Source organism: Mycobacterium toneyamaense, from assembly GCF_055384815.1.
The window spans coordinates 403173-422059 of the sequence record NZ_AP040333.1; the positions used below are offsets into that span (position 1 = coordinate 403173).

The 18887-nt window shown below is 65.9% G+C and carries 17 protein-coding genes and 1 tRNA gene; 6 read left to right on the forward strand and 12 right to left on the reverse strand.

Annotated elements, in window-relative coordinates:
• Positions 1 to 92 precede the first annotated feature (92 nt).
• Entirely contained in the window at positions 93 to 722 is a 630-nt protein-coding gene (locus tag ACZ5IQ_RS01820; protein ID WP_406801688.1) for a hypothetical protein, read from the forward strand.
• A gap of 553 nt (positions 723 to 1275) precedes the next feature.
• Here the strand turns inward: ACZ5IQ_RS01820 and ACZ5IQ_RS01825 are convergent.
• Positions 1276 to 1434: a hypothetical protein gene (locus ACZ5IQ_RS01825; protein ID WP_406801689.1), complete on the reverse strand. Its 159-nt coding sequence runs from the start codon at positions 1432 to 1434 to the stop codon at positions 1276 to 1278.
• 108 nt (positions 1435 to 1542) lie between these two features.
• Between ACZ5IQ_RS01825 and ACZ5IQ_RS01830 the strand changes: the two genes are divergently transcribed.
• The gene (locus ACZ5IQ_RS01830) at positions 1543 to 2607 is read left to right on the forward strand and encodes an SDH family Clp fold serine proteinase (protein WP_406801690.1); all 1065 of its coding nucleotides are present in this window, start codon (positions 1543 to 1545) and stop codon (positions 2605 to 2607) included.
• 141 nt (positions 2608 to 2748) lie between these two features.
• Here the strand turns inward: ACZ5IQ_RS01830 and ACZ5IQ_RS01835 are convergent, their stop codons facing one another.
• The 9 genes from ACZ5IQ_RS01835 to ACZ5IQ_RS01875 all read right to left on the reverse strand — a co-directional run bounded on the left by ACZ5IQ_RS01835 (position 2749) and on the right by ACZ5IQ_RS01875 (position 13469).
• The gene (locus tag ACZ5IQ_RS01835; RefSeq protein ID WP_464480702.1) at positions 2749 to 3942 is read right to left on the reverse strand and encodes a site-specific integrase; all 1194 of its coding nucleotides are present in this window, start codon (positions 3940 to 3942) and stop codon (positions 2749 to 2751) included.
• 2 nt (positions 3943 to 3944) lie between these two features.
• Positions 3945 to 4586: a class I SAM-dependent methyltransferase gene (locus ACZ5IQ_RS01840; RefSeq protein ID WP_464480703.1), complete on the reverse strand. Its 642-nt coding sequence runs from the start codon at positions 4584 to 4586 to the stop codon at positions 3945 to 3947.
• A gap of 17 nt (positions 4587 to 4603) precedes the next feature.
• Positions 4604 to 9454, reverse strand: a complete 4851-nt coding sequence (locus ACZ5IQ_RS01845; RefSeq protein ID WP_464480704.1) for a phage tail tape measure protein — start codon at positions 9452 to 9454, stop codon at positions 4604 to 4606.
• Between the two features lie 217 nt (positions 9455 to 9671).
• A complete protein-coding gene (locus tag ACZ5IQ_RS01850) occupies positions 9672 to 10766 on the reverse strand; it encodes a phage major capsid protein (RefSeq protein WP_464480705.1) in 1095 nt (364 codons plus the stop codon).
• A 611-nt stretch (positions 10767 to 11377) separates the two neighbouring features.
• Entirely contained in the window at positions 11378 to 11782 is a 405-nt protein-coding gene (locus ACZ5IQ_RS01855) for a hypothetical protein (RefSeq protein ID WP_212808085.1), read from the reverse strand.
• Positions 11782 to 12084, reverse strand: coding sequence for a zinc finger domain-containing protein (locus ACZ5IQ_RS01860; protein ID WP_406803196.1), 303 nt, complete (start codon positions 12082 to 12084; stop codon positions 11782 to 11784). Before ACZ5IQ_RS01860 ends, ACZ5IQ_RS01855 begins: the two co-directional genes overlap by 1 nt.
• A complete protein-coding gene (locus tag ACZ5IQ_RS01865; protein WP_464480706.1) occupies positions 12078 to 12824 on the reverse strand; it encodes a hypothetical protein in 747 nt (248 codons plus the stop codon). Before ACZ5IQ_RS01865 ends, ACZ5IQ_RS01860 begins: the two co-directional genes overlap by 7 nt.
• A gap of 55 nt (positions 12825 to 12879) precedes the next feature.
• On the reverse strand, positions 12880 to 13128 hold the full coding sequence (locus ACZ5IQ_RS01870; protein ID WP_406803195.1) for a hypothetical protein: 249 nt from the start codon (positions 13126 to 13128) through the stop codon (positions 12880 to 12882).
• Positions 13129 to 13274: 146 nt separating this feature from the next.
• Positions 13275 to 13469, reverse strand: a complete 195-nt coding sequence (locus ACZ5IQ_RS01875) for a MerR family transcriptional regulator (RefSeq protein ID WP_212814997.1) — start codon at positions 13467 to 13469, stop codon at positions 13275 to 13277.
• A gap of 98 nt (positions 13470 to 13567) precedes the next feature.
• Here ACZ5IQ_RS01875 and ACZ5IQ_RS01880 point away from each other — a divergent pair, with 98 nt between their 5' ends.
• Together ACZ5IQ_RS01880 and ACZ5IQ_RS01885 are read left to right on the forward strand one after the other, a co-directional pair.
• Positions 13568 to 14185, forward strand: coding sequence for a hypothetical protein (locus ACZ5IQ_RS01880; protein ID WP_212808087.1), 618 nt, complete (start codon positions 13568 to 13570; stop codon positions 14183 to 14185).
• The gene (locus ACZ5IQ_RS01885; protein ID WP_406803194.1) at positions 14178 to 15362 is read left to right on the forward strand and encodes a tyrosine-type recombinase/integrase; all 1185 of its coding nucleotides are present in this window, start codon (positions 14178 to 14180) and stop codon (positions 15360 to 15362) included. The genes ACZ5IQ_RS01880 and ACZ5IQ_RS01885 overlap by 8 nt, the downstream gene beginning before the upstream one ends.
• Positions 15363 to 15445: 83 nt before the next feature.
• Here ACZ5IQ_RS01885 and ACZ5IQ_RS01890 read toward each other — a convergent pair.
• Positions 15446 to 15519, reverse strand: a tRNA-Gly gene (locus ACZ5IQ_RS01890).
• A 45-nt stretch (positions 15520 to 15564) separates the two neighbouring features.
• Here ACZ5IQ_RS01890 and dcd point away from each other — a divergent pair.
• On the forward strand, positions 15565 to 16134 hold the full coding sequence (dcd, locus tag ACZ5IQ_RS01895; RefSeq protein ID WP_133428252.1) for a dCTP deaminase: 570 nt from the start codon (positions 15565 to 15567) through the stop codon (positions 16132 to 16134).
• A gap of 232 nt (positions 16135 to 16366) precedes the next feature.
• Here dcd and ACZ5IQ_RS01900 read toward each other — a convergent pair whose 3' ends face one another.
• Entirely contained in the window at positions 16367 to 17212 is an 846-nt protein-coding gene (locus ACZ5IQ_RS01900) for a superoxide dismutase family protein (RefSeq protein WP_406775160.1), read from the reverse strand.
• Between the two features lie 166 nt (positions 17213 to 17378).
• Here ACZ5IQ_RS01900 and ACZ5IQ_RS01905 point away from each other — a divergent pair, with 166 nt between their 5' ends.
• The gene (locus ACZ5IQ_RS01905) at positions 17379 to 18689 is read left to right on the forward strand and encodes an ammonium transporter (RefSeq protein ID WP_212808106.1); all 1311 of its coding nucleotides are present in this window, start codon (positions 17379 to 17381) and stop codon (positions 18687 to 18689) included.
• The last annotated feature ends 198 nt before the right edge of the window (positions 18690 to 18887 follow it).

Sequence of the window (18887 nt, forward strand, 5' to 3'; positions counted from 1 at the left end):
CGGAGCGCCCGCTAACCCGTGGGGGTAGACCAGGCCGCCGGCGGGCATAGACGGGCGCAGAGGTGTCATACCCCAGCGGTAGCGTCGCGGTGATGCACGCACACATCGCACATCGGGGAGCGTGGCTCCCATGGGAGTCCATGTACGACGACGACGCGGGGCACCGCCTCGCAACCTGGATCGACGACAACGTCGGGGACGACGAATACCGGAAACGCGAGATCTTCACGCCGCTCAAGAGCAACGAGACCAGCTCGCCCAAGGTGCTGGCCGCGATGGCCCGCAATGCGCCGAACGTCGCTAGCCGAAGTCCTGGGCCGCGCCGAAACGGCCTTGTGGTCGCTGCGTGGCCCCGTGAGCCCCAGCTTCAGGACTGCGTGAGCCGAGCCAAGGACAACACACTCATCGTGTTCCAGTGGGGCGATCACCTCTCTTTCGAGGGCTGGGCGACCGCGGTCCAGGCGTTCAACGCGGGCACCGGCGAGCCCACCCCGCCTCTCGACGAAGAGCTGGACGAGGAATTTCGGTTTCTGCTGATGAGCTCCCGGGAGCTGTCCTCGGGCGCACAGCGCGGCCGCGAGCGGCATATCCCCCAGGCCTCGATGGCTGTGTTCAAATCTGCCGGCCTGGACGAGGACTTCGTGGTGACGTACTGCATCGCGCTGGGCTACCTCGGGGACACGAAGAACATCCGGGATCACTACCGCGCCGCGAAAGGCTAGGCGCGGCCGTGGCCCAGGATCTGCGGTTCACGTGCCGGTCCGGGGCTTCGACCAGTGATCGAACAAGACTCGCGGCCCTTCGAGTCGATGCGGTTGTCTGAAGCCCATCGCGGCGACGCTGGAGCAGGAAAGCTCGCCGCAGGTAGCGGCCGATTTCTCGCTCATTCGCCGAATGGGATCGATAGTTTGCTGACGATCGTCGGATCGCGTTGATTTTTGTTCGATTTTTCAGGGGGAGAGGACCCTTGCCGCGGCGAGGGGCCGCCTGGGGCTGGCCGCAGAGTCTTGACCCGCCCCCCGCCTCGGGCCGGGCGCCGGAGCCCCCGCACGGGGGCCGGTGGGGGCGGGAGGGCCACCAGCTCGCCGGGCTCGGCTCATGTGGACCATGGCCAGCCACGAGGCGCTGAGGGGCAACCAGCGGGCAGTGTGGGCGTCGGCCCAGCCGCCGCGCCCGCGCCAGGTGTTCGAATGCCGCAGGTCAGCAGGTGTTTGCTGACTCGGCTGACTGGTTGGGATCAGCTAACGCGGGTCTGTCGGGCGCGGACCCCCGACGTTACGCAGACGGCTCGCCGTTGTTGGACGAAGGTGCGTCGCGAAGGTGATCTGGGTTGACGGCCACAACGTCGATGACCTCGTCGGCGGTGATCGGGTTGGCAGCGTAGTCGGCAGCCAGCTCGGCGTAGTCCGCGTCGGTCAGGCGGCGCTTGGTCATGAGTCCGATGGTAGGCGCGGTCGGTTTCATTCGAACGCACTCCGCGAGCGTGCACGCCATGGCATGCTTCCCAGCAAATAGTCACGCACGTCAGCGAAGAGGATGCAGGTGGCAGACAATACGGCCGTCGACGATGACACCGCCAAAGCGCCCAAGACCCGGCGGGTCCGGGCCAAGTCCGCATCGAACGGAAGGGTCGATGGCCATGCGTCCGGTGCTGTCCCGGCCGGCGCAGACGGTCCCAAGGCCCAGCGGACTGTCCTGTTGGCATTTCTCCAGCACGGTGATGGCCCAACTGCCTCGATCGGTCGCCATACGGTTGAGCAGGTGCGCAAGGCGCTCGACGGGGTCGACCCGGCTGACCGTGAACACACCACCCTCGATGTCTGGTTGGAATCCGGCGGTGGAGATGCTCACTCGGCGTACAAGATTGGCCTGATTTTCCGCAGTGTCGCGTCTTACATCCGCGTCGTGGTGCCGGACTATGCCAAATCTGCTGCAACCCTGCTGAGTTTGGTGGCTGACGAGATCTACATGGCTCCGGCGGCGGAACTCGGGCCGTTGGATGCCCAGGTGACCCATGAGCAGGAAGGCATCACGGTTTCGGCATTAGATCGTGCCCGGAGCCTGGACGATTTGACCGAGACCGCGATGGATATCGTGCTCCGCGGCGGGGGGATGGTTCTTCAATACACACGGCTGAGTCGTGCGGAGGCGATCACCGCCATGCTGGACTTTTCGGCGAAATTCATGGAGCCGATCGTGGCGAAGATCGATCCGACGATGCTCCACTGGTCCAATTCACTACTGCGTGTCGCGAAGGAGTATGGCAAGCGGCTGATGGAGACTCGGTCGAATTGCCCGCCGGGCTTGTCGTCTACGGTCCCCGCTCAGCTATTGGAGGAGTACCCGACCCACGGCTTCGTGGTGTCGCGCGCTGAAGCTGAGGGGTTGGGCCTTCCGGTTAAGCCAATCGAAGATTACGAACATCTCGCGATGGTGAATCATGCTTACCGGACTGCGGAACAGCATGCCATGAATCTCATTGGTGTCGTTCCCTTTCCTCCCGGTGACGGGCAGACTAGAGGCGAGGGTGAGGAGTTGACTGGTGATGAAGGCGATGAATGCCGCGGTGAACGTGGGGACGACTCGGAAGGCGGCAATGGTGAATAGCAACTGCGGCCCTGAGCGGACCGAGCGCCGGGATCGCATTCGCCGCATCATGACCGACCTGGGCGCACCCACTTCGGGGAAGCGTGACCAGGAGATTCGCGATATCTGGCGCGAGGCCGCCGACTCGGGGCGCTGAGCCAGTCAGACGCCAGCACGGCACTGACTCCGCGCGAAGCTCTGTACGGCGGCGGCTAATGCCTGGGGCTGGGAGTGGACGTAGGTCTGCATGGTGAAGGCCTTGGAGGCGTGTCCCAGCCATGCTGCGATGACGGCGATGGGTACGCCTTTGAGGTGCATCGCGGTGCCGCAGGTGTGTCTGGCGTCGTGCAGTCGGACGTGCCGGACGCCGGCGGCGTTGAGTAGCCGGGCCCACCGGGAGGTCAATGTGTGAGGGCTGAGGGCTTGCCCGGCTTCGTTGACGACGACGAACCCGGACGCCTGGTAGTCAGGGCCCAGCGCGAGCTGCTGGGCGGTCTGGAGCGCCTTGGCTGTCTTGAGCGCGGCCACCAGATGGTCGGGCAGCGGAAGCTCGCGCCGGCTGGCGCGCGACTTCGGTGTGTCCTCGACGATGTGCTTACCGAACCGCAACCGTGTCTGAGCGACCGTGAGCGTGCCGCGCTGGAGGTCTACGTGCTCCCAACGCAGGCCGGCGATCTCGCCGCGCCGCATGCCGCACAGCGCCAACGTCCACGCGATCGCGTACTGGTCGCCCGTGAAGTACTTCTCGACGGTCTCGACCTCTTCTGGGGTCAGCGTGTCTGGCGGCTTCGGATCTCCCTCCGCTCGGTCGACCAGGGCGGCCACGTTGCGCACGACGTGGCCCTGCTTCTTCTCGCTCTCGAGGATCGAGTCGAGGAGTCCCAGTAGATAGTTGATCGACCGTGGCGACCAGGGTTTCCGCGTCCGGCCGGTGGGGGAGGACAGGCCCCCGGCCCGCAGCGCGGTCACGAGGTCATCGAGGTGCCGCTTGGTGAGCTTCTGCACCAAGATGGCGCCGAGCTCGGCACGCACCACAGTCAGCTTCTCCTCGTAGCCGTTGACCGTCGATCGCTTCCGGTCAGCCGCCACCTTGCCGGCGATGTAGTCGTCGCACGCATGGTTGATCGTCCGTTTGTTGGCGTGAACGTACATGCCTCTGACCACGTCGCCCCGAATCGCGTCCAGGGCGTCGCGGGCTTCGCGCTCGGTCTTGTATCGCTTACGGAACCGGAGTCGCTTCGGGCCGTCCCATCCGACGTCGACGGTGAGCTGGTAGCGAACAACGGGCCGGCCTCCGGACCGGGCATCCAGCTCGATCCGTTTGATCTGCGGCGGCAGTTGGCGGCGCTCAGCCATGCTTACTCCTTCGGGGCGCGGGCGTGGACTTCGGCGATCGGGATATGCATCTGATCGCCTGGTGATTGCCGTGGGCACCGTGGGCATATCGGCAGCCAATGCTCACTATTCAGTAGATAGGTGGCCGGACCTGAATAGGTGATCTCAAAGCCTGCCGACAGCAGCTCGTTCTCGTAATCGATTTCCACCGGCTCGTGGTTGTGAAACGCGTTCACGCTCGTGCCCGAAGCAAAGCCGTACAGATACAGCCGGCCGCCGGGTTTGAGGACGTGTCGCAGTCCAGCTGCATACCGGCGCCGTGCACTGGGCTCGAGATTGTCGTACAGCTTCGAATCGACCACGACATCAAACTGGGCCTCGTCGTAACCGTCGAGGACGGTGGTGACGTTGCCGTGCTGGAAATCCACTGCGACACCGGCATTTCGGGCGTTCTTGCGGGCTCGCCTGATGGCCGACGGTGCCGCGTCGATACCGGTGACGGTGCAGCCAGCCTGGGCGTACATGATGCTGTGATGCCCCGTGCCGCAGCCGGGGTCGAGCACGCGACCTCGTACGGCATTGAGCGCGACGAGCCGTCGGAGGATCGGCTGTGCGGCGCCAATCTCCCATGGTGCACAACCCAAGCGGTACAGCGCTTCTGCCATCTCCGCTGGAGTCGGCGTCATTTCGGAAGGCCTGACTGGCGCGTGGCCATCCGGTCCGGCTGCCGCATGCCGGGAGGTGCCTGCATCGTGACCGGCCCGTAGATCGCGACGCCCGTGTTGGTGGTGTTGTTGCTGTTGGAGTTGTTCGTCGTATTCGTGTTGGTGGTGCCGCCGCCATTGGTGGCGTTGGGCAGCCAGTCCGATGCCTGGGGCAGCACGGAGTCGAGCAGACCCATGCCGACGCTGCCGAGTCCGCCGTCACCGCCAGCACCAGCGGGCCCGGGCATGGCGCCGTTGCCGTAGTGCTGGGTGCGGTTGGGGTCTTCTCCCGGCCGAGGGCGCAGCATGCGCTGGTCGCCTTGGCCGTCAGGGCCTCCGCCGAAGTTCTTCAGCAGTCCGCCAACGTAATTCGCGCCACCAGTGAACAGCTTCCAGATGCCCCACTGGGTGGGGTCCGAGAACACTGAGCCGTCGAACCCGAGCACCTCCATGGCCCCGGACAGCAGGTCCTTGCCGAATGACTTGCCGTCCGGGCCGCCGTCGCTGGTTCGGTCGCCGCGGCCGGTGCCACGGGATCCGCGTTTCGCGGACTTCTCGTTGACCTCTTCTTGCTTGGATGCCTGGTCGTCCAGGGCGTCCTGGTGTTCGCGCTCGGCCTTGTTCAACCGCTCCTGTGCCGCTGCCTGGGCCGACGGCTTCGCCTTGGGGTTGGCGTTGACTTCGTCCAGGTGCTGCTTGGCGATCTCGACAGCCTTGGCGGTGTCGTCGACCTTCTGCGCCGCGTTGCGCAGCGCTCGCTGCTCAGCGCGAGTAGGACCACCGCCCGAGCCGCCGTAGCCGCCTCCCCCACCGCCATAGCTGCCCCCGTAGCCGCCACCGCCGCCGCCGGACCCCTCGGGGTACAGGGCTTCCTCGGGCAGGTACATGTGCTGGTCGAATTGCGGGTCGGATGCACCGGCCGCGCCCGCACCGAGGGTGAAAACGCCGTTCTTGCCGCCAGATTCGACGTTCCGGCCGTCGGGCAGGGTCGCGGCCATGTGGCCGTCGTTGTTGCCCGGGCCGTGGTCATACCAGCCGACCCGCAGCGATCCGGCAGGACCGTTGCCGGTCTTGAATCCGCGGGCGGCGAGCCACGTGGCGGCATTCTTCGTGGTCATCAGACCGTCGCCGCCGTCGCCGAGTCCGGCGTTGATCAGCTTCGCGATCGACCCGGAGCAGTCGTTGCGCAGCGCCTGGCTGTATGGGGTGCCGACCATGGCCTCGGCGGCATCCTCGATCGCGAAGCCGCCGCCGTCGGCGTAGCCCTTCAGTCCCGACAGGTCGCGCAACAGGTCGATCGGTGGGACATAGCCGTTGTTCATCGCGTTGATCAGCGGCCAGTTCTTCGCCGTCGAATCCGCGGTGTTGACGGACTCCTTGTTGGACACCTTGACGAAGCCGCCGCCCATCACCTGCGCGAGGATCGAATCGCTTGTGCCGCTGCCAGGTCCGCTGATCCGGCCGGACGGGTCGATCCGGCCGCCCGTCGCACGGCCGCCGATTGACTGGCCGGGCGTGACCGGTGCCTGTGGCATCGCGCCCGGGTTCTGGCCCGACTGCAGGCGCTGGACCCATGCCTTGAGCGCGGCGTCGTAGTTCTGCACCTGCAACTCGATCGGTACCTGGACCGGCGTGCCCTCGACCTTCTTGACGTACGCCTTCCAGCGCTCCACGGCCGCGTCGTCGTTCGCGGTGACGACGATCTCGCCGTTGGGCAGGTGCTCAACGGTGTTGCCGATGTCCTTCATCTGCTGCATGAACGCAGCCTTCTTGTCGTCCGGGACGCTCACCACGACCTGCTTGTCCGACGGCACCGCGACGACCGCGGCGCCGAGCGCCTTGAACGCCTCCACGCCGCGCGCCGAGGCCTCCCACACGCCATTGAGCGAGCGGTTCTCCTGCGCCCAGCCTTCGGCTGCACGCGTCGCGGTGAGCGCCTGCTGATTCATGGCCTGGTTCATCGTCGCGGCCGACTCCGCGGCGTCGGGCAGCTTCGCCATCAACTGGTCGAGGTCACGCAGCACCGGCTCGTAGGTGCGCTCGACCTTCCCGCCAGGGTGCTCCCGTTCAAGCGCTGCCTGCTGGGCGTCGTTGTACGCCTTCAGTTTCTGGGTGACGATGTCCCAGTTGAAGCCCTCCTTGGACAGTGCCTTGGACAGTTCCTCGGTGCTGACGCCGGCCGCCTGTGCGGTGTCGAGCATCTTCTGCACGTCGGCGTTGCCCTTACCGGCCGCGGTGAGGTTGTCGGTCAGCGTCTTGTTCAGTAGCGCGCGGGCGGAGTCGCTGCCCGTCGCGGCACCGAGGACCGTCCCGGCCGGCAGATTGAAGGACTGCTCCCGGTCCAGAGCGGACGGGGCGCCGTCCTTGCGCTCGCCGAGCGCGGTGTTGATGTCCTTGCGGGTCTTGTCCGTGAGGCGTCCGGCGGCGAGCGTGTCCTTCAGAGCGTTTTCCGCGGCCTGCTGTTCGCCGGCCTTCCGCGCCGCGTCGGCGTGTGCGGCAGCGAGTCCGCCGACGAGCGCGGTGGCGCCCATGATCGCGATGCCCCACGGGCCGCCGAGCGCCGACATCAGCCCGCCGGCCGCCATGGACAGGCCCGAACCGGCTGCGCGGGCGGCGCCCATCACCGTGCTCATGCCCCTGATCGATGTCACCGCGTTGGAGCCGGCCTGCTGAATCCGTTGCAGCGGGCCCACGTTCTGCACCAACTGGGTGCGCAGGAAGCTGTTGTGCTGCGCGAAGGTCTTGGCCTGCTGCGCTCCCTCGAGGTAGGCCGCACGCATGCGCCCGACCGGGCCGAGCGTGCCCTCGGTGGCGCGGGTCAGCAGTCCCTGCTGCGTCACCAGACCGGTGGTCTTGTCCTTGACGTCATTGAGCGGGGTCCGCAGCTCAGCCCACACGCCCTTGGCCCGGGTCGCTGCGCCGTTCACCGTATTCAGCACGGGGGGAAGAAGTTTCGTCTTCGCGATGAACATCGCGAGGGCTGCCATCAGGCCTGTCGACAGCCATTGGTTGCTGCCGAACAGGTCGGCGATGATCCGCAGCGGCGGCTCGACGGCCTTGATCGCCATGCCGAGCGCCTGCCATCCGACGACCGCGACGCCACCGGCACCGGTAGCGAGCGCCTTGATCGCCTTGCCGAGGGTGGGCGCGAGATCCTTTGCAGCGCCGGAGATATCGCGCCACACGTCAGCGATGACAGCCAGGCCGCCTGTGGCGGTGCCCTTCTTGAGGCTGGTGAACGAGTCGCCGATGCCTTGGATCACCGTCAGCAACTTGTCGCCGCCGGACTGCAACGCTGGCTTGAGCAGGTCGTAGAAGGCCAGCTTGGCGCCGTCGGTGGCGTTGGAGATCTTCTCCATGACACCGGGGACGCCCTGCATGTTGGCGGCGGCCATCTTGGTGGCGCCGCCGACCTCGATGACCGACTTCTTCATCTTGTCGAGCGTCTCGATGCCCTGGCTGCCGGCGATCATCGCGCCGCGGATCGCGTCGGTGCCGAACACCGTCGCGACGTTCTCTTGGAAATCGTCGGGCCGCATACGGCTCGATGCCTCGCCGATCTGCCGGAACAGCTCGCGCATACCGACGAACTCGCCCTTGGTATTCCGGATGTTCAAGCCCAGCGCGTCCATGGCCTTGCCGGCCTGATCCGACGGCGCCGCCAGGTGGGTGAGCATCGTCTTCAGCGACGTGCCGGCGTCGGAACCGCGGATACCTGCGTTGGCGAACAGCCCCAGGGTGGCGACGGTGTCGTCCATGGAGATGCCGAAGCCGTGCGCCACAGTGGCGGCCTGCTGCAGGCCCAGCATGAAGTCAGGCACCTCGCCGGCAGCAGCGTTCGCGACGTTCGCCAGGGCGTCCGCGACGTGGTTCGCGTCCTCGGCCTTGAGTTGGTAGGCGTTGATGATGTTGCCCTGCGCCTCGGCGGCGGTGGCGGCGTCGATCGACGCGGCTGCGGCGAGCCGCAGGGTGCCGGGGGCCGCGCCCATCGCCTGATTCATGTTCAGGCCGGACTTGGCGAGCTCGAGCATCGCTGCTGCGGCGTCCGCTGCGGAGGCACCGACGATGGTGGTGTCGGCGCCGAGCTGCTGAGCCTTCTCCGACGCCTTGGCCATCATCTGGGCGCTCGCCCCGGTGACGCCTTGCAGCCGGTTCAAGTTCGACTCCATGTCGACGCCGGCCTTGACCGACTGCTTGATGGTCGAGAAGAGACCCGCGCCGCCGACCAACGCCATCGCCGGGCCGATCATCTTCTTGAATCCGGCGGCGAACCGGGTGGCCGACTCGGTGCCGGCCCGTTCGGCCTGCTGCCCGGCGGCCGAGAAGTTGTACCCCAGAGGCGTTCTCGCGCCAGACCGGCTCGCGGCAGCCTGCGCGGCGTTGGCCTCACGTTGCGCTGAAGCCTGGGCCTTCTGCGCCTGGGTGAGCCCCTTCGTCGCGCGGGTCAGGCCGTCAGCGGTCAGCTCCTGCGTGCGCTGCGCCCGCGCCACCGACTCCGCGGCGGTGGCCCGCTGCAGTTCCGTCGCCTTCGCATTGCTCGAGACCTGCTGGTAGCGCTTCTGGGCGAGCTCGAGGCGGCCGAGAGCGTCGGCGTCGGCCTTGCGGGCCTTCTGCACAGAGATCGTCTGGCGCTCGACCTTGCGGAGTGACTCAACGACTTTCGCGCCGTGGGTGTCGATCGACTTGGCCATCGCGGAGCCCATGACTTGGGTTTGTCGGTTGAACCGGGAGGCGGCTTCCTTGCCGATCTTCTCCACGCCCGCGGCGATACGAGACGCCTCCGGCATGAGCGGCACCCAAACCTGGGCCAGCTCAACGGCATTGCTCATATCTTCGCCTTTCGCACGACGGTGGTTCGGGGAGCTGATTGGCCATCAGTGGGCACTATGTCCAATCAGCTCCCCGAACCGAGACCTTTGGCTGGTGCCGGGTAAGCGGCCGGAAACCCCGACATTTGCCAAAGGAGTGTTGGAGAGCGCGTCACCGTGGAGGAACAAGCGGTCGCGCACCCCAACTGGGCCCCCACCCAACCGGAAGGGCCCAAGATCAGAAGATTGGAGGGGTCAGACCGCCGATCTCGACGATCGAAGTCGGGTAGCGCTCAGCGGTGAACGCGGCGAAGCCGTAGACCTGCAGGGTCACGGTCAGACTCTTGCCTCCGATCTCCTTGAGCACTCGAGACTGGATGCCCGACTCGTACAGGAGGCTGTCCATGGACCGCTGGACGTAGACGACGTCTTCGTCGTTGCCGGCGCCGTAGGTAGTGCCGATGTTCGGATCCAGCGCGATGGGCAGGCCCTGCATCGAACCGACGAAGCCCTCAGGCGTGACGCGCTCGAACGCGGCGACCGAGTTCTGCGGGCTCTGCGCCGACGGCACGACCAGAGGCCGCTGGTTGGCGTCCAGGATGCCGGTCATCCAGGCCCACCGACGCGGGTGCATGGCGATGTGCTGTGCGGCCTGCATGCGGCCGGTGTTCACGCGCTGGATCGCGTCGGCGACCGCGGCGTAGAACTTCGCCAGGGTGACACCGCCCGTGATCGCGACCGTGCCGATGCCCGGGGTCGCGTGAACGCCGAGCATCTGACCCGCAGCACCGGTACCACGCAGGGTCTGGACGTCCAGCTTCATCGCGTAGTCGGCGTACAGGTCCTGAAAGATCACCTCGTCGTAGTTGACGGGCGACTGCTCCAGCAGCTGCAGCGAAACGTCGGTGTCACCAGCGATGGTGCGCACCTTGGCTTCGATCTCATCCTCGTCGGGATCAGCGCTCGCCACCGCGGTGTTCTCCGCCGCCTGGATGCCGACCGACGTCCCGGACTTCATCCGGGGGAAGTTGATCGAGTTCGTACCGGCCGGCAGCGGCTGATTGGTCGCCAGGTTGGCGTAGACGCGGGACGCGCGGGCCAGCGCCACGTACTGGTCGACCAAATAGATGGGCGGAACGAAATGCCCACCGTTGCCGGGAGTGGTATCCAGCGCGCGATAGGCCTTGTCGGTCGCGACGTCGGTTTTGTGCCGGCGTAGACGCTCGTCGGCCTCGACGTGGCCCCCGCTCCGCATCGATGATCGGATCAGGTCGCGGAAGTAGGACTGGCCGCCGCCCTTGGCGTACGTCGCCGGCTCCTTTACCGAAAACATTGTCACTGTGGCTTGACCTCCTGAAGTTGTGGATTGCGACCGAGGCTCGCTCGGGCTGACGTCGGGTTCCTGGTCCAGCGACGGACTCTGGGCGGACTGCCCGGCGGCTTCCCGCTTCCGCTGAATGACCTCGGCCTCGTAGGCCGACGGGCCATACCTGCCATCCCCGCGGTACGTCAAGTCGTCCACTTGGTGCCACCCTTCAAATCTGTTGTCGCGCAGCTACTACTGCGTTCACTTCGTCCTCCGGTATCCACCAACGTCCGGACTTCCGGAACGCCACCCGCGCGAAACATCCACGCCGGCAATGCCATCGGACTGCGTCCTGCGTAATGCCGAGCTGCCCGGCCGCGGTTGCGACGGATACCACTGCAGTCGAATCGTGCGGCAACGCCTCACCATCGATTCGCGCGCTCGCGTTCACGCGAGGCTCAGCACGAGCCCTGCTGTGGTAGTCCAATTCCTGCCGCAACTCGCGGATCGAGGCCGGTAGAACGCTGCTGCGCCGGCGTAGAAGCTCCTCGAGCACGTCGACTACACCGACGATCTGCGCTGCGACCCGCCGCGAGATCATGACCCCGCTGACACCGGCAACCTCGACGACACGCTCTTCACCCACCAGGCGCCGCCTCTGTGGCGGTCTCGATCATGCCTGGGAGCAGCACGATCAGCCGGTGCACGCCGCCGCCAGGGCAGGGTATGCGCGCGAGTTCCGGGTTGTAGCTATTGATTTCGTTCAGCGGGTCGGGGTGCCAAATCATCGCATAGGAGCAGTCGCAGGTTTCGAAGTCGACGACAGAGGCGACCGGCCAACCCGTGGAGTACCACTCGATGCTGCCCGATCGAGTCATGATCGCGCCGATCTCCGCCGCGGTTGCCTCGAAGCCACTCGCGACGGCCCGCAGCCCAGCGTCACGTCCGGCGGCACGCTCGAAGGCACCGGCGGCCATTCCTACGGCCCGCCAGCCGATGGCCGCCGCATAGCGCAGCCAGTCGGCGTCTGAAATGTCGCTCATCAGTCCTCCCTCGTGTAGCGCGGCTCGGAGAAACTGTCAGCGCCCGAGTTGTGCTTCCGAGCCGCGATGCAGTCCGTCGGGGACCACGCCACGCCCGAGCCTTGACTCGAGGCTGTAGAGGCGCTGCCGCCCCGAGCGGCCGCAGCCATGCGGGCGACACACGGCACGCGGCGGTCACGGACGCGCCGGATGCCATCGGCAGTGACGCAGTACTCGCCTACCTGGGCGCCGCAGTTCGGGCAGGCGATGTGCAACGCGCCGGTCGCTTCGTAGGCCGGGTAGGCCTGCTCCCCGTTCACCATGCCGTCACCTTCCCGTGCTGTGGGAACTCGGTGGTCCAGCACCGCATGCATAGGTCGTGGCGGTGGCTTGCGGGGGTTCGCCGCTCAGGTTCGATATCGCTGCCGCATGCCGTGCAAAGCGGCTCAGCGTCGTCCTCAACTACATGCTCATGCTCATGCTCATGCTCACTGGGGGGTATCGGATGGGGTATCGCGTAAGAGATATCGGATGGGGTATCGGATATGTCTTCCAGTACGCCGCGAGTGAGCATCGATGCCTCGAATTCGGCAAGTGCTCGCGAAACCGATGTGTTCCATTTCGCGGCGTTCGCCGCAGCCTTGTCGTCGTCCGACGGTATGTCCCGTAGTGGTGGGGGGTACTTCCGGAACTGCTGATAAGCAGACTGGCGCAATCGCTGAGAGCGCAACCCGGTGAGCGCCCGTGCGACTGACGCGTACTTCTGAGGGCCACCCCGCGCGGCGCCGTCAAGGTCCAGGAAGGGCCGGATCCAAAGCTGACCCTGGTCGTGGTCAATCCAGCCAGCCTCTTTCAGGGTGTGAAGATCCGCGACGATCGTCAGTTCATCGAGATCGCCTGTCGCAGAGGCCCACTCGCTGAAATGGATGCCGATCGTGCCGGCCATCGACAGGTCGGGATGAACCCACAGCCACATCAAAAGACGCTGCGGCCCCGAACTTAAAGCGCGAAACCCTTCATCGTTGAACAACTTCCCGGGAAACACTGCTTGCGCGCGCGCCACTGGGCCGTCACCTCGACTTTCGATGTGGCCTGCGTGGTGGATAGGTGCGGCCCACTTATCCGGCGTCCCCTCCGGTGCAGAGTTCACGCCGCCGGCTCGAACGGATCAGGCGGAAGAGCGCGATTACGGCGTCGATCTCTTCAGGGTGGAACTCGTCCGGCAAGGCTGCGGCTTCGGCCTCGAGAGGGTCGACCGGCGAAGGCGCGGGGCAGGCTGGGCGCGGCGTGCGCGATGCTTTCCCGCCGACAACGGTCAGCTTCGGGCGAGCCGAGACGTTTGCGTCGTCAGGCGTTATCGTGGGCATGGGACTTCCTTTGGCGGTCGTGGAGACTGCGCGGTCGTTCTGGACGAAGGGCCTCGATTGCAGGGAGGCCTTTCGTCAAGTCGGGGGTGTTGTCGTCGTCGACCAGGCCGAGGTCGCAGTGGTCAGCCTGTGGGTAGTGCCGCAACTCAGGCGACCTCGCCGTTGCTGGCGGCCTGCTCCAACTTGGCCAGGAACTCGTCGAGTTGGCGGTCGGTCGAAAATCGCCGCCGACCAATCCTGATCCAGCCCAGCGATCCGTCCGCCCAGAGCGCGAAAACCTTTCTGCGGCTTACGCTCAGGCGCTCCATGATCTCTTCAACACCGTTGCTTTTGTTGACCATGACCCCGTTCCTTGTTGCGTGTCGCGAATAATGCGTACTACGCAAACCGTAATCAAGCACTTCGCGGCACGCAAGTGCACGCGCTAGAGTTCTGCTGCATGGCGCATGATGATCAGCACGCTGATGATGACGGGAAACGATGGGCCGAATCGCTCGTCAAGCGAATAGGTGCGACGGCCAAAGAGTTGCGGTCGTCGCACTCTGCACGTTGGATCAGCGACCGCACCGGTCAGCTCGGGTTCCGGATTCCCGCCACGGTGATCGCGAAGCTCGACTCGGGTCACCGGGGCGGCGTCCTGAGCGTCGCCGAGCTGATTGTCTTGGCAGCTGCGCTCGACGTCTCACCGCTAGAACTTTTGTTGCCAACGGGACCGACGCAGCCGGTTGAAGTACTCCCGGGGACAAGCATGAGTCAGGAGGACTTTGTTGGATGGTTCACTGGGACTTCGGATCTGACACCGACCGGCATTCGGGACCGCGACGCGCATCAGCGGCTGTTGCTGGCTGCCCAGATCAATGGCATTGACGACGAGCTGAAGTCTTTGCGTGACGGACTCGCGCGGGTTGAAAAGGCTCCGCTGTTGCTGGAAGCGCAGTACCGCAAGCAGCTTGAAGCCGATGCCGCGCATTATCGGGGGACTATTCGGTCGCTGGAGCAGCGGCGCAAGATGCTTGCTGCGGCGCTTGAACGGAGTGGCGAAGATCTAGATGCCTAGACAACGGCTCGCGCCGGGCGAGCACGGAAAAATCACCAACGCACGTCGTGGTGAAATCTTCTCGGCCACAACGTATGTGCGACTTCACAACGGCAAGCTGAGGGAGCGCGAAGCCACGTCGCGGAAGTCGGCGGAGGACGCGCGCCGAGAACTAAAGCGGCGCATACAAACTGAGCTAGAAGCCGGTGAACCGACCGGCGTAATCAACCGCTGCACAACGCTTTCCGAACTGTTCCAGGCGTGGGTCCCAGTCAAGGTGGCGGAGGATCGGATCGGCGAGCGGACCGAAACTATCTACCGAGATGCGTGGCGGCTGCACGGCGAGGAGCAGCTCGGTGCGCTGCGGATCGCGGAGCTGACGACCAGCCGTGCCGACGCTCACCTCAAGGCACTGCCGACGTCGGCCGCCACCTACATGCGAATCATCCTGGTCGGCATGTACGGGCTCGCAGTCAGGTTCGATTGCTGTCGGCACAACCCAATCCGGGAGACCAAGACTGCCAAGGTCGAACGCAAACGAGTGCGCGCGCTGACCGCGATCGAGTTCGAACAGGTGCGCCACGCCGTCAGGGCGTTCTGCGACCGCAAGGGGCCGGGGCCGCGTCGGGCTCCGATGCTGCCGGCCTACGTCGAGCTGCTCGTTGCGACGGGAGCGCGGCCGTCCGAGGTGCTGGCGATCCGGTGGGAGGACGTTGACCTTCTCGCTGATCCTCCGACCGTGACGATCACCGGGACGGTGGTGGAGTCGGGCCGGATCGCGGGCAAGCCGATTCACCGGCAGCCATGGAGGAAAGGCCACACGCCAGAGCACACTGTGACGCTGCCGAAGTTCGCCGTGAAGGTACTCACCGACCTGTACGGGGTTACGGGGCCAGACGGCGGCACGGACGGCGTCGTGCTCACCAATCGCAACGGTGGACTGCTCAGTCGAGCGAACATCGCGGACTCGCTACGGCAGGCGCTCAAGCCGCACGAGCACCTCCGCTGGTTCCATCTGCACGCTGGGCGCAAGACCAATGGCACGGCTGTGCGTGACCTGCTCGGGGTGGAGGCGGCACAGCAGCAACTCGGACACGCGCAGATCGCGACGACCGAGAAGCACTACGTGCAGCGGGTTACCGCGGGACCGGATACCAGTGCTGTGCTGGACGAATGGGCTAGCAACGGGACTGGCTGACCCAATTTACGGGGAAAATACGGGATTCGGCCGATTCGACGTTGGTCGATGGACTCGCGATAGGGCCCTGACCTGCATGTGTGTGGAGCCGATGACGGGAATCGAACCCGCGTATTCAGCTTGGGAAGCTGATGTTCTGCCATTGAACTACATCGGCATGGTGCCGCTGCAGGATATCAACTCGGCCCGATAGGCTCCCCACGTGCTCCTCTCCGATCGCGATCTTCGTGCTGAAATCGCTGCTGGACGTCTCGGCATCGACCCGTTCGATGACTCGATGGTGCAGCCCTCCAGCGTCGACGTCCGGCTGGACAGCCTGTTCCGGGTCTTCAACAACACCCGCTACACGCACATCGACCCGGCGCAGCAGCAGGACGAGCTGACCACGCTGGTCGAGCCCGCCGAAGGCGAGCCCTTCGTCCTCCACCCGGGCGAGTTCGTGCTGGGCTCGACACTCGAAACCTGCACGCTGCCACACGATCTGGCGGGCCGTCTCGAGGGCAAGAGCTCACTGGGCCGGCTCGGCCTGCTGACGCACTCCACGGCGGGCTTCATCGACCCGGGCTTCTCCGGGCACATCACGCTCGAGCTCTCGAACGTCGCCAACCTGCCGATCACCCTGTGGCCCGGCATGAAAATCGGCCAGCTCTGCCTGCTCCGCCTGACCAGCCCGGCGGAGCACCCCTACGGCAGTGACAAGGTGGGCTCCAAGTACCAGGGACAGCGCGGCCCCACGCCCTCGCGGTCGTACCTGAACTTCGTCAAGCCCTAGCCCCGTTGACTGCGAACTGACGCAGAACTTCTGCGAGTCGCGGGCTACGTAGATTCGCAGTCAACGCCACCTGAGTGCTGAGTCCGCGGTGGAGGGGTGCGCTACTCGGCGTTTCTCGCCGTGGCCGCAGGATCAACGCACACGGGCTGCTCGCCGCCGTTGACCCTGTAACCAGGGCACCACTTACTCGACCTTTTGCGCCCTCGATACAGGGTCAACGCCTAGACCAAACTCAGCCACCCGGCATCGGGTTCACCGGCGCGACCGGGCTGGTGGGAATCGTCGTGCTCGTGGTCGGCACCGTCGTGGAAGTAGTGGTCGTGGTCGACGGAGTAGTAGATGTCGGGGAAGTGGACGTCGAAGTCGCGCTCGAAGACGTCACCGGCGGCGCCACCGGCACGCCCGTCGTCTCGGTGACCGTCGCGGTCGACGTCGAAGTAGACGGAGACGAAGACGAAGTAGAACCCGCAGGGGCGAGCACTGCACACGCCACCCGCCCACCGGCATCACCGGTCGCCAACGTCTCGGCGTCCGGCCCAGGTGTGCCGTTGTGGGTGTAGCGCGGCGGGATGTTGGCGAAGTTGTCCGGCCCCTGGTGGATGATCAGCGCACTGCCTTCGGGCCCCTTCAGACCGGCTTCGGTGAATGCGTCGGTCGTCGCGACGACCTTCCCGGTGCCGTCGCCGCGGATGTTCAGCGGCGTCAGGTCACCGCTCGCCGGATGCCCGGTGTGCCCCGCGACCTGCAGGTGGCCGCCGGCCGAGGTGAAGTCGCCTTCGCACTTGCCGACGGAATGGATGTGCATGCCGTGGCTACCCGGGGCGAGGATGCCGCCGCCGGTGGTCTCCACGGTCACGGTGGCGTAGCCGTCGGTGAAGTCGATCGAGGCGTTCGCGACGGGCCTGCCGTCGGAGGTCTTCAGCACGACGTTCAGCGCGGACGGATTGGCCTGGGTCCAGGTGGTCGGCGGCGCCGAGGTCGATGATTTCGACGTGTTCTGGTTGGAGGAGTTGCAGGCGGCCAGCACAAAAACGGGTGCAGTGAGCAGGGCGGCAGCTGCAGTTGTGCGCTTCAACATGAACACCCTGATACCCGGAACCACCAGCGTCTAACCGCCACTTGTTTCACGGGGAACCACGCCCCAAATACCCATGTGAGGCTGGTGTAACAAGTCGGAAACGCAGTCGCCGCGTGCCGGAAACGCCGCCGATACATCCTCGTCAAGATTGTCGAAGGAGTCTCACGTGCAAGGCATCGATCCCGCCGCCACCGCTTGGCTGCTCGCCAGCACCGCTCTCGTCCTGCTGATGACGCCGGGCCTGGCCATCTTCTACGGCGGCATGGTCCGCACGACCGGCGTGCTCAACATGATCATGATGAGCTTCATCTCGATTCCGCTGGTGACGGTGGCGTGGCTCGTGCTCGGGTACACGCTGGCCTTCTCCGACGGCGACGGTTTCCTCGGCAACCTCGAGCACTTCGGCATGCTCGGCATCAGCCCCAGCACCACGCACGGCGCCGTCCCGGAGCTGCTGTTCGCCACCTTCCAGCTGACGTTCGCCATCATCACCGCCGCCCTGATCAGCGGCGCCATCGCCGACCGCGCCAAGTTCTCGGCGTGGATGGTGTTCGTGCCGATCTGGGCGATCGTCGTCTACAGCGTGATCGCGCACTGGGTCTGGGGTCCGGACGGCTGGCTCGCCAAGATGGGCGCGCTGGACTACGCGGGCGGCCTGGTCGTCGAGATCGCGTCGGGCGCCTCGGCGCTGGCGCTCGCCATCGTGCTGGGCCCGCGCATCGGCTTCAAGCAGGACGCCATGCGCCCGCACAACCTGCCGTTCGTTCTGCTCGGTGTCGGTCTGCTGTGGTTCGGCTGGTTCGGCTTCAACGCGGGCTCGGCGCTGGCCGCCAACGGCACCGCCGCTGCGATCTTCCTCAACACCCTGGTCGCAGGCTGTCTCGGCATGCTGGGCTGGCTCACCGTCGAGCAGGTACGCGACGGTAAGCCGACGACATTCGGCGCGGCGTCCGGCGTCGTCGCCGGCCTGGTCGCGATCACCCCGTCGTGCGGCACGGTCAACACGCTGGGCGCGCTCATCGTCGGCCTGCTGGCCGGTGTGGTCTGCTCGTTCGCGGTCGGCCTCAAGTTCAAGCTCAACTACGACGACTCGCTCGACGTCGTCGGCGTGCACTTCGTCGGCGGTGTCGTCGGCGTCGTGCTGATCGGCCTGCTGGCGACGGATGTCATGACCGGCGGCGTCCGCGGCCTCTTCTACGGCGGCGGATTCGCCCAGCTCGGCAAGCAGTTGCTCGCGATGGCCGTCGTCGCCGCGTACGCCTTCACGGCGACGTTCGTCCTCGGCAAGATCATCGACAGGGTCATGGGTTTCCGGCTCAGCGCCGAGGACGAGACCGCCGGCGTCGACTTCACCCAGCACGCCGAAACGGCCTACGCGGAGGGCGTGCACGGCCACCTGGGCACCCGCCGCCCGACGGGTTCCAGCTCGCTGACCGATCTGTTGAAGCAGCCTCGCCCGGACGCCGAGGACGCCTGAAACTGCTTAGGTCATCTACGCCGAACGCGGGTAGGGTTGAACCACCGGCATTGGCGGGACCATGTGAGCCAGCGCCGCGGCAAGAACTGCATCGTGGCTCCATGAGCTGGGGGAATCGGTAACGACTCCGCCGTTCGCTGCGATGAAGTATCTGGTTGTGGCCTGCGCGGCAGGGAATTCTCGGTGTCGGCCTAGATA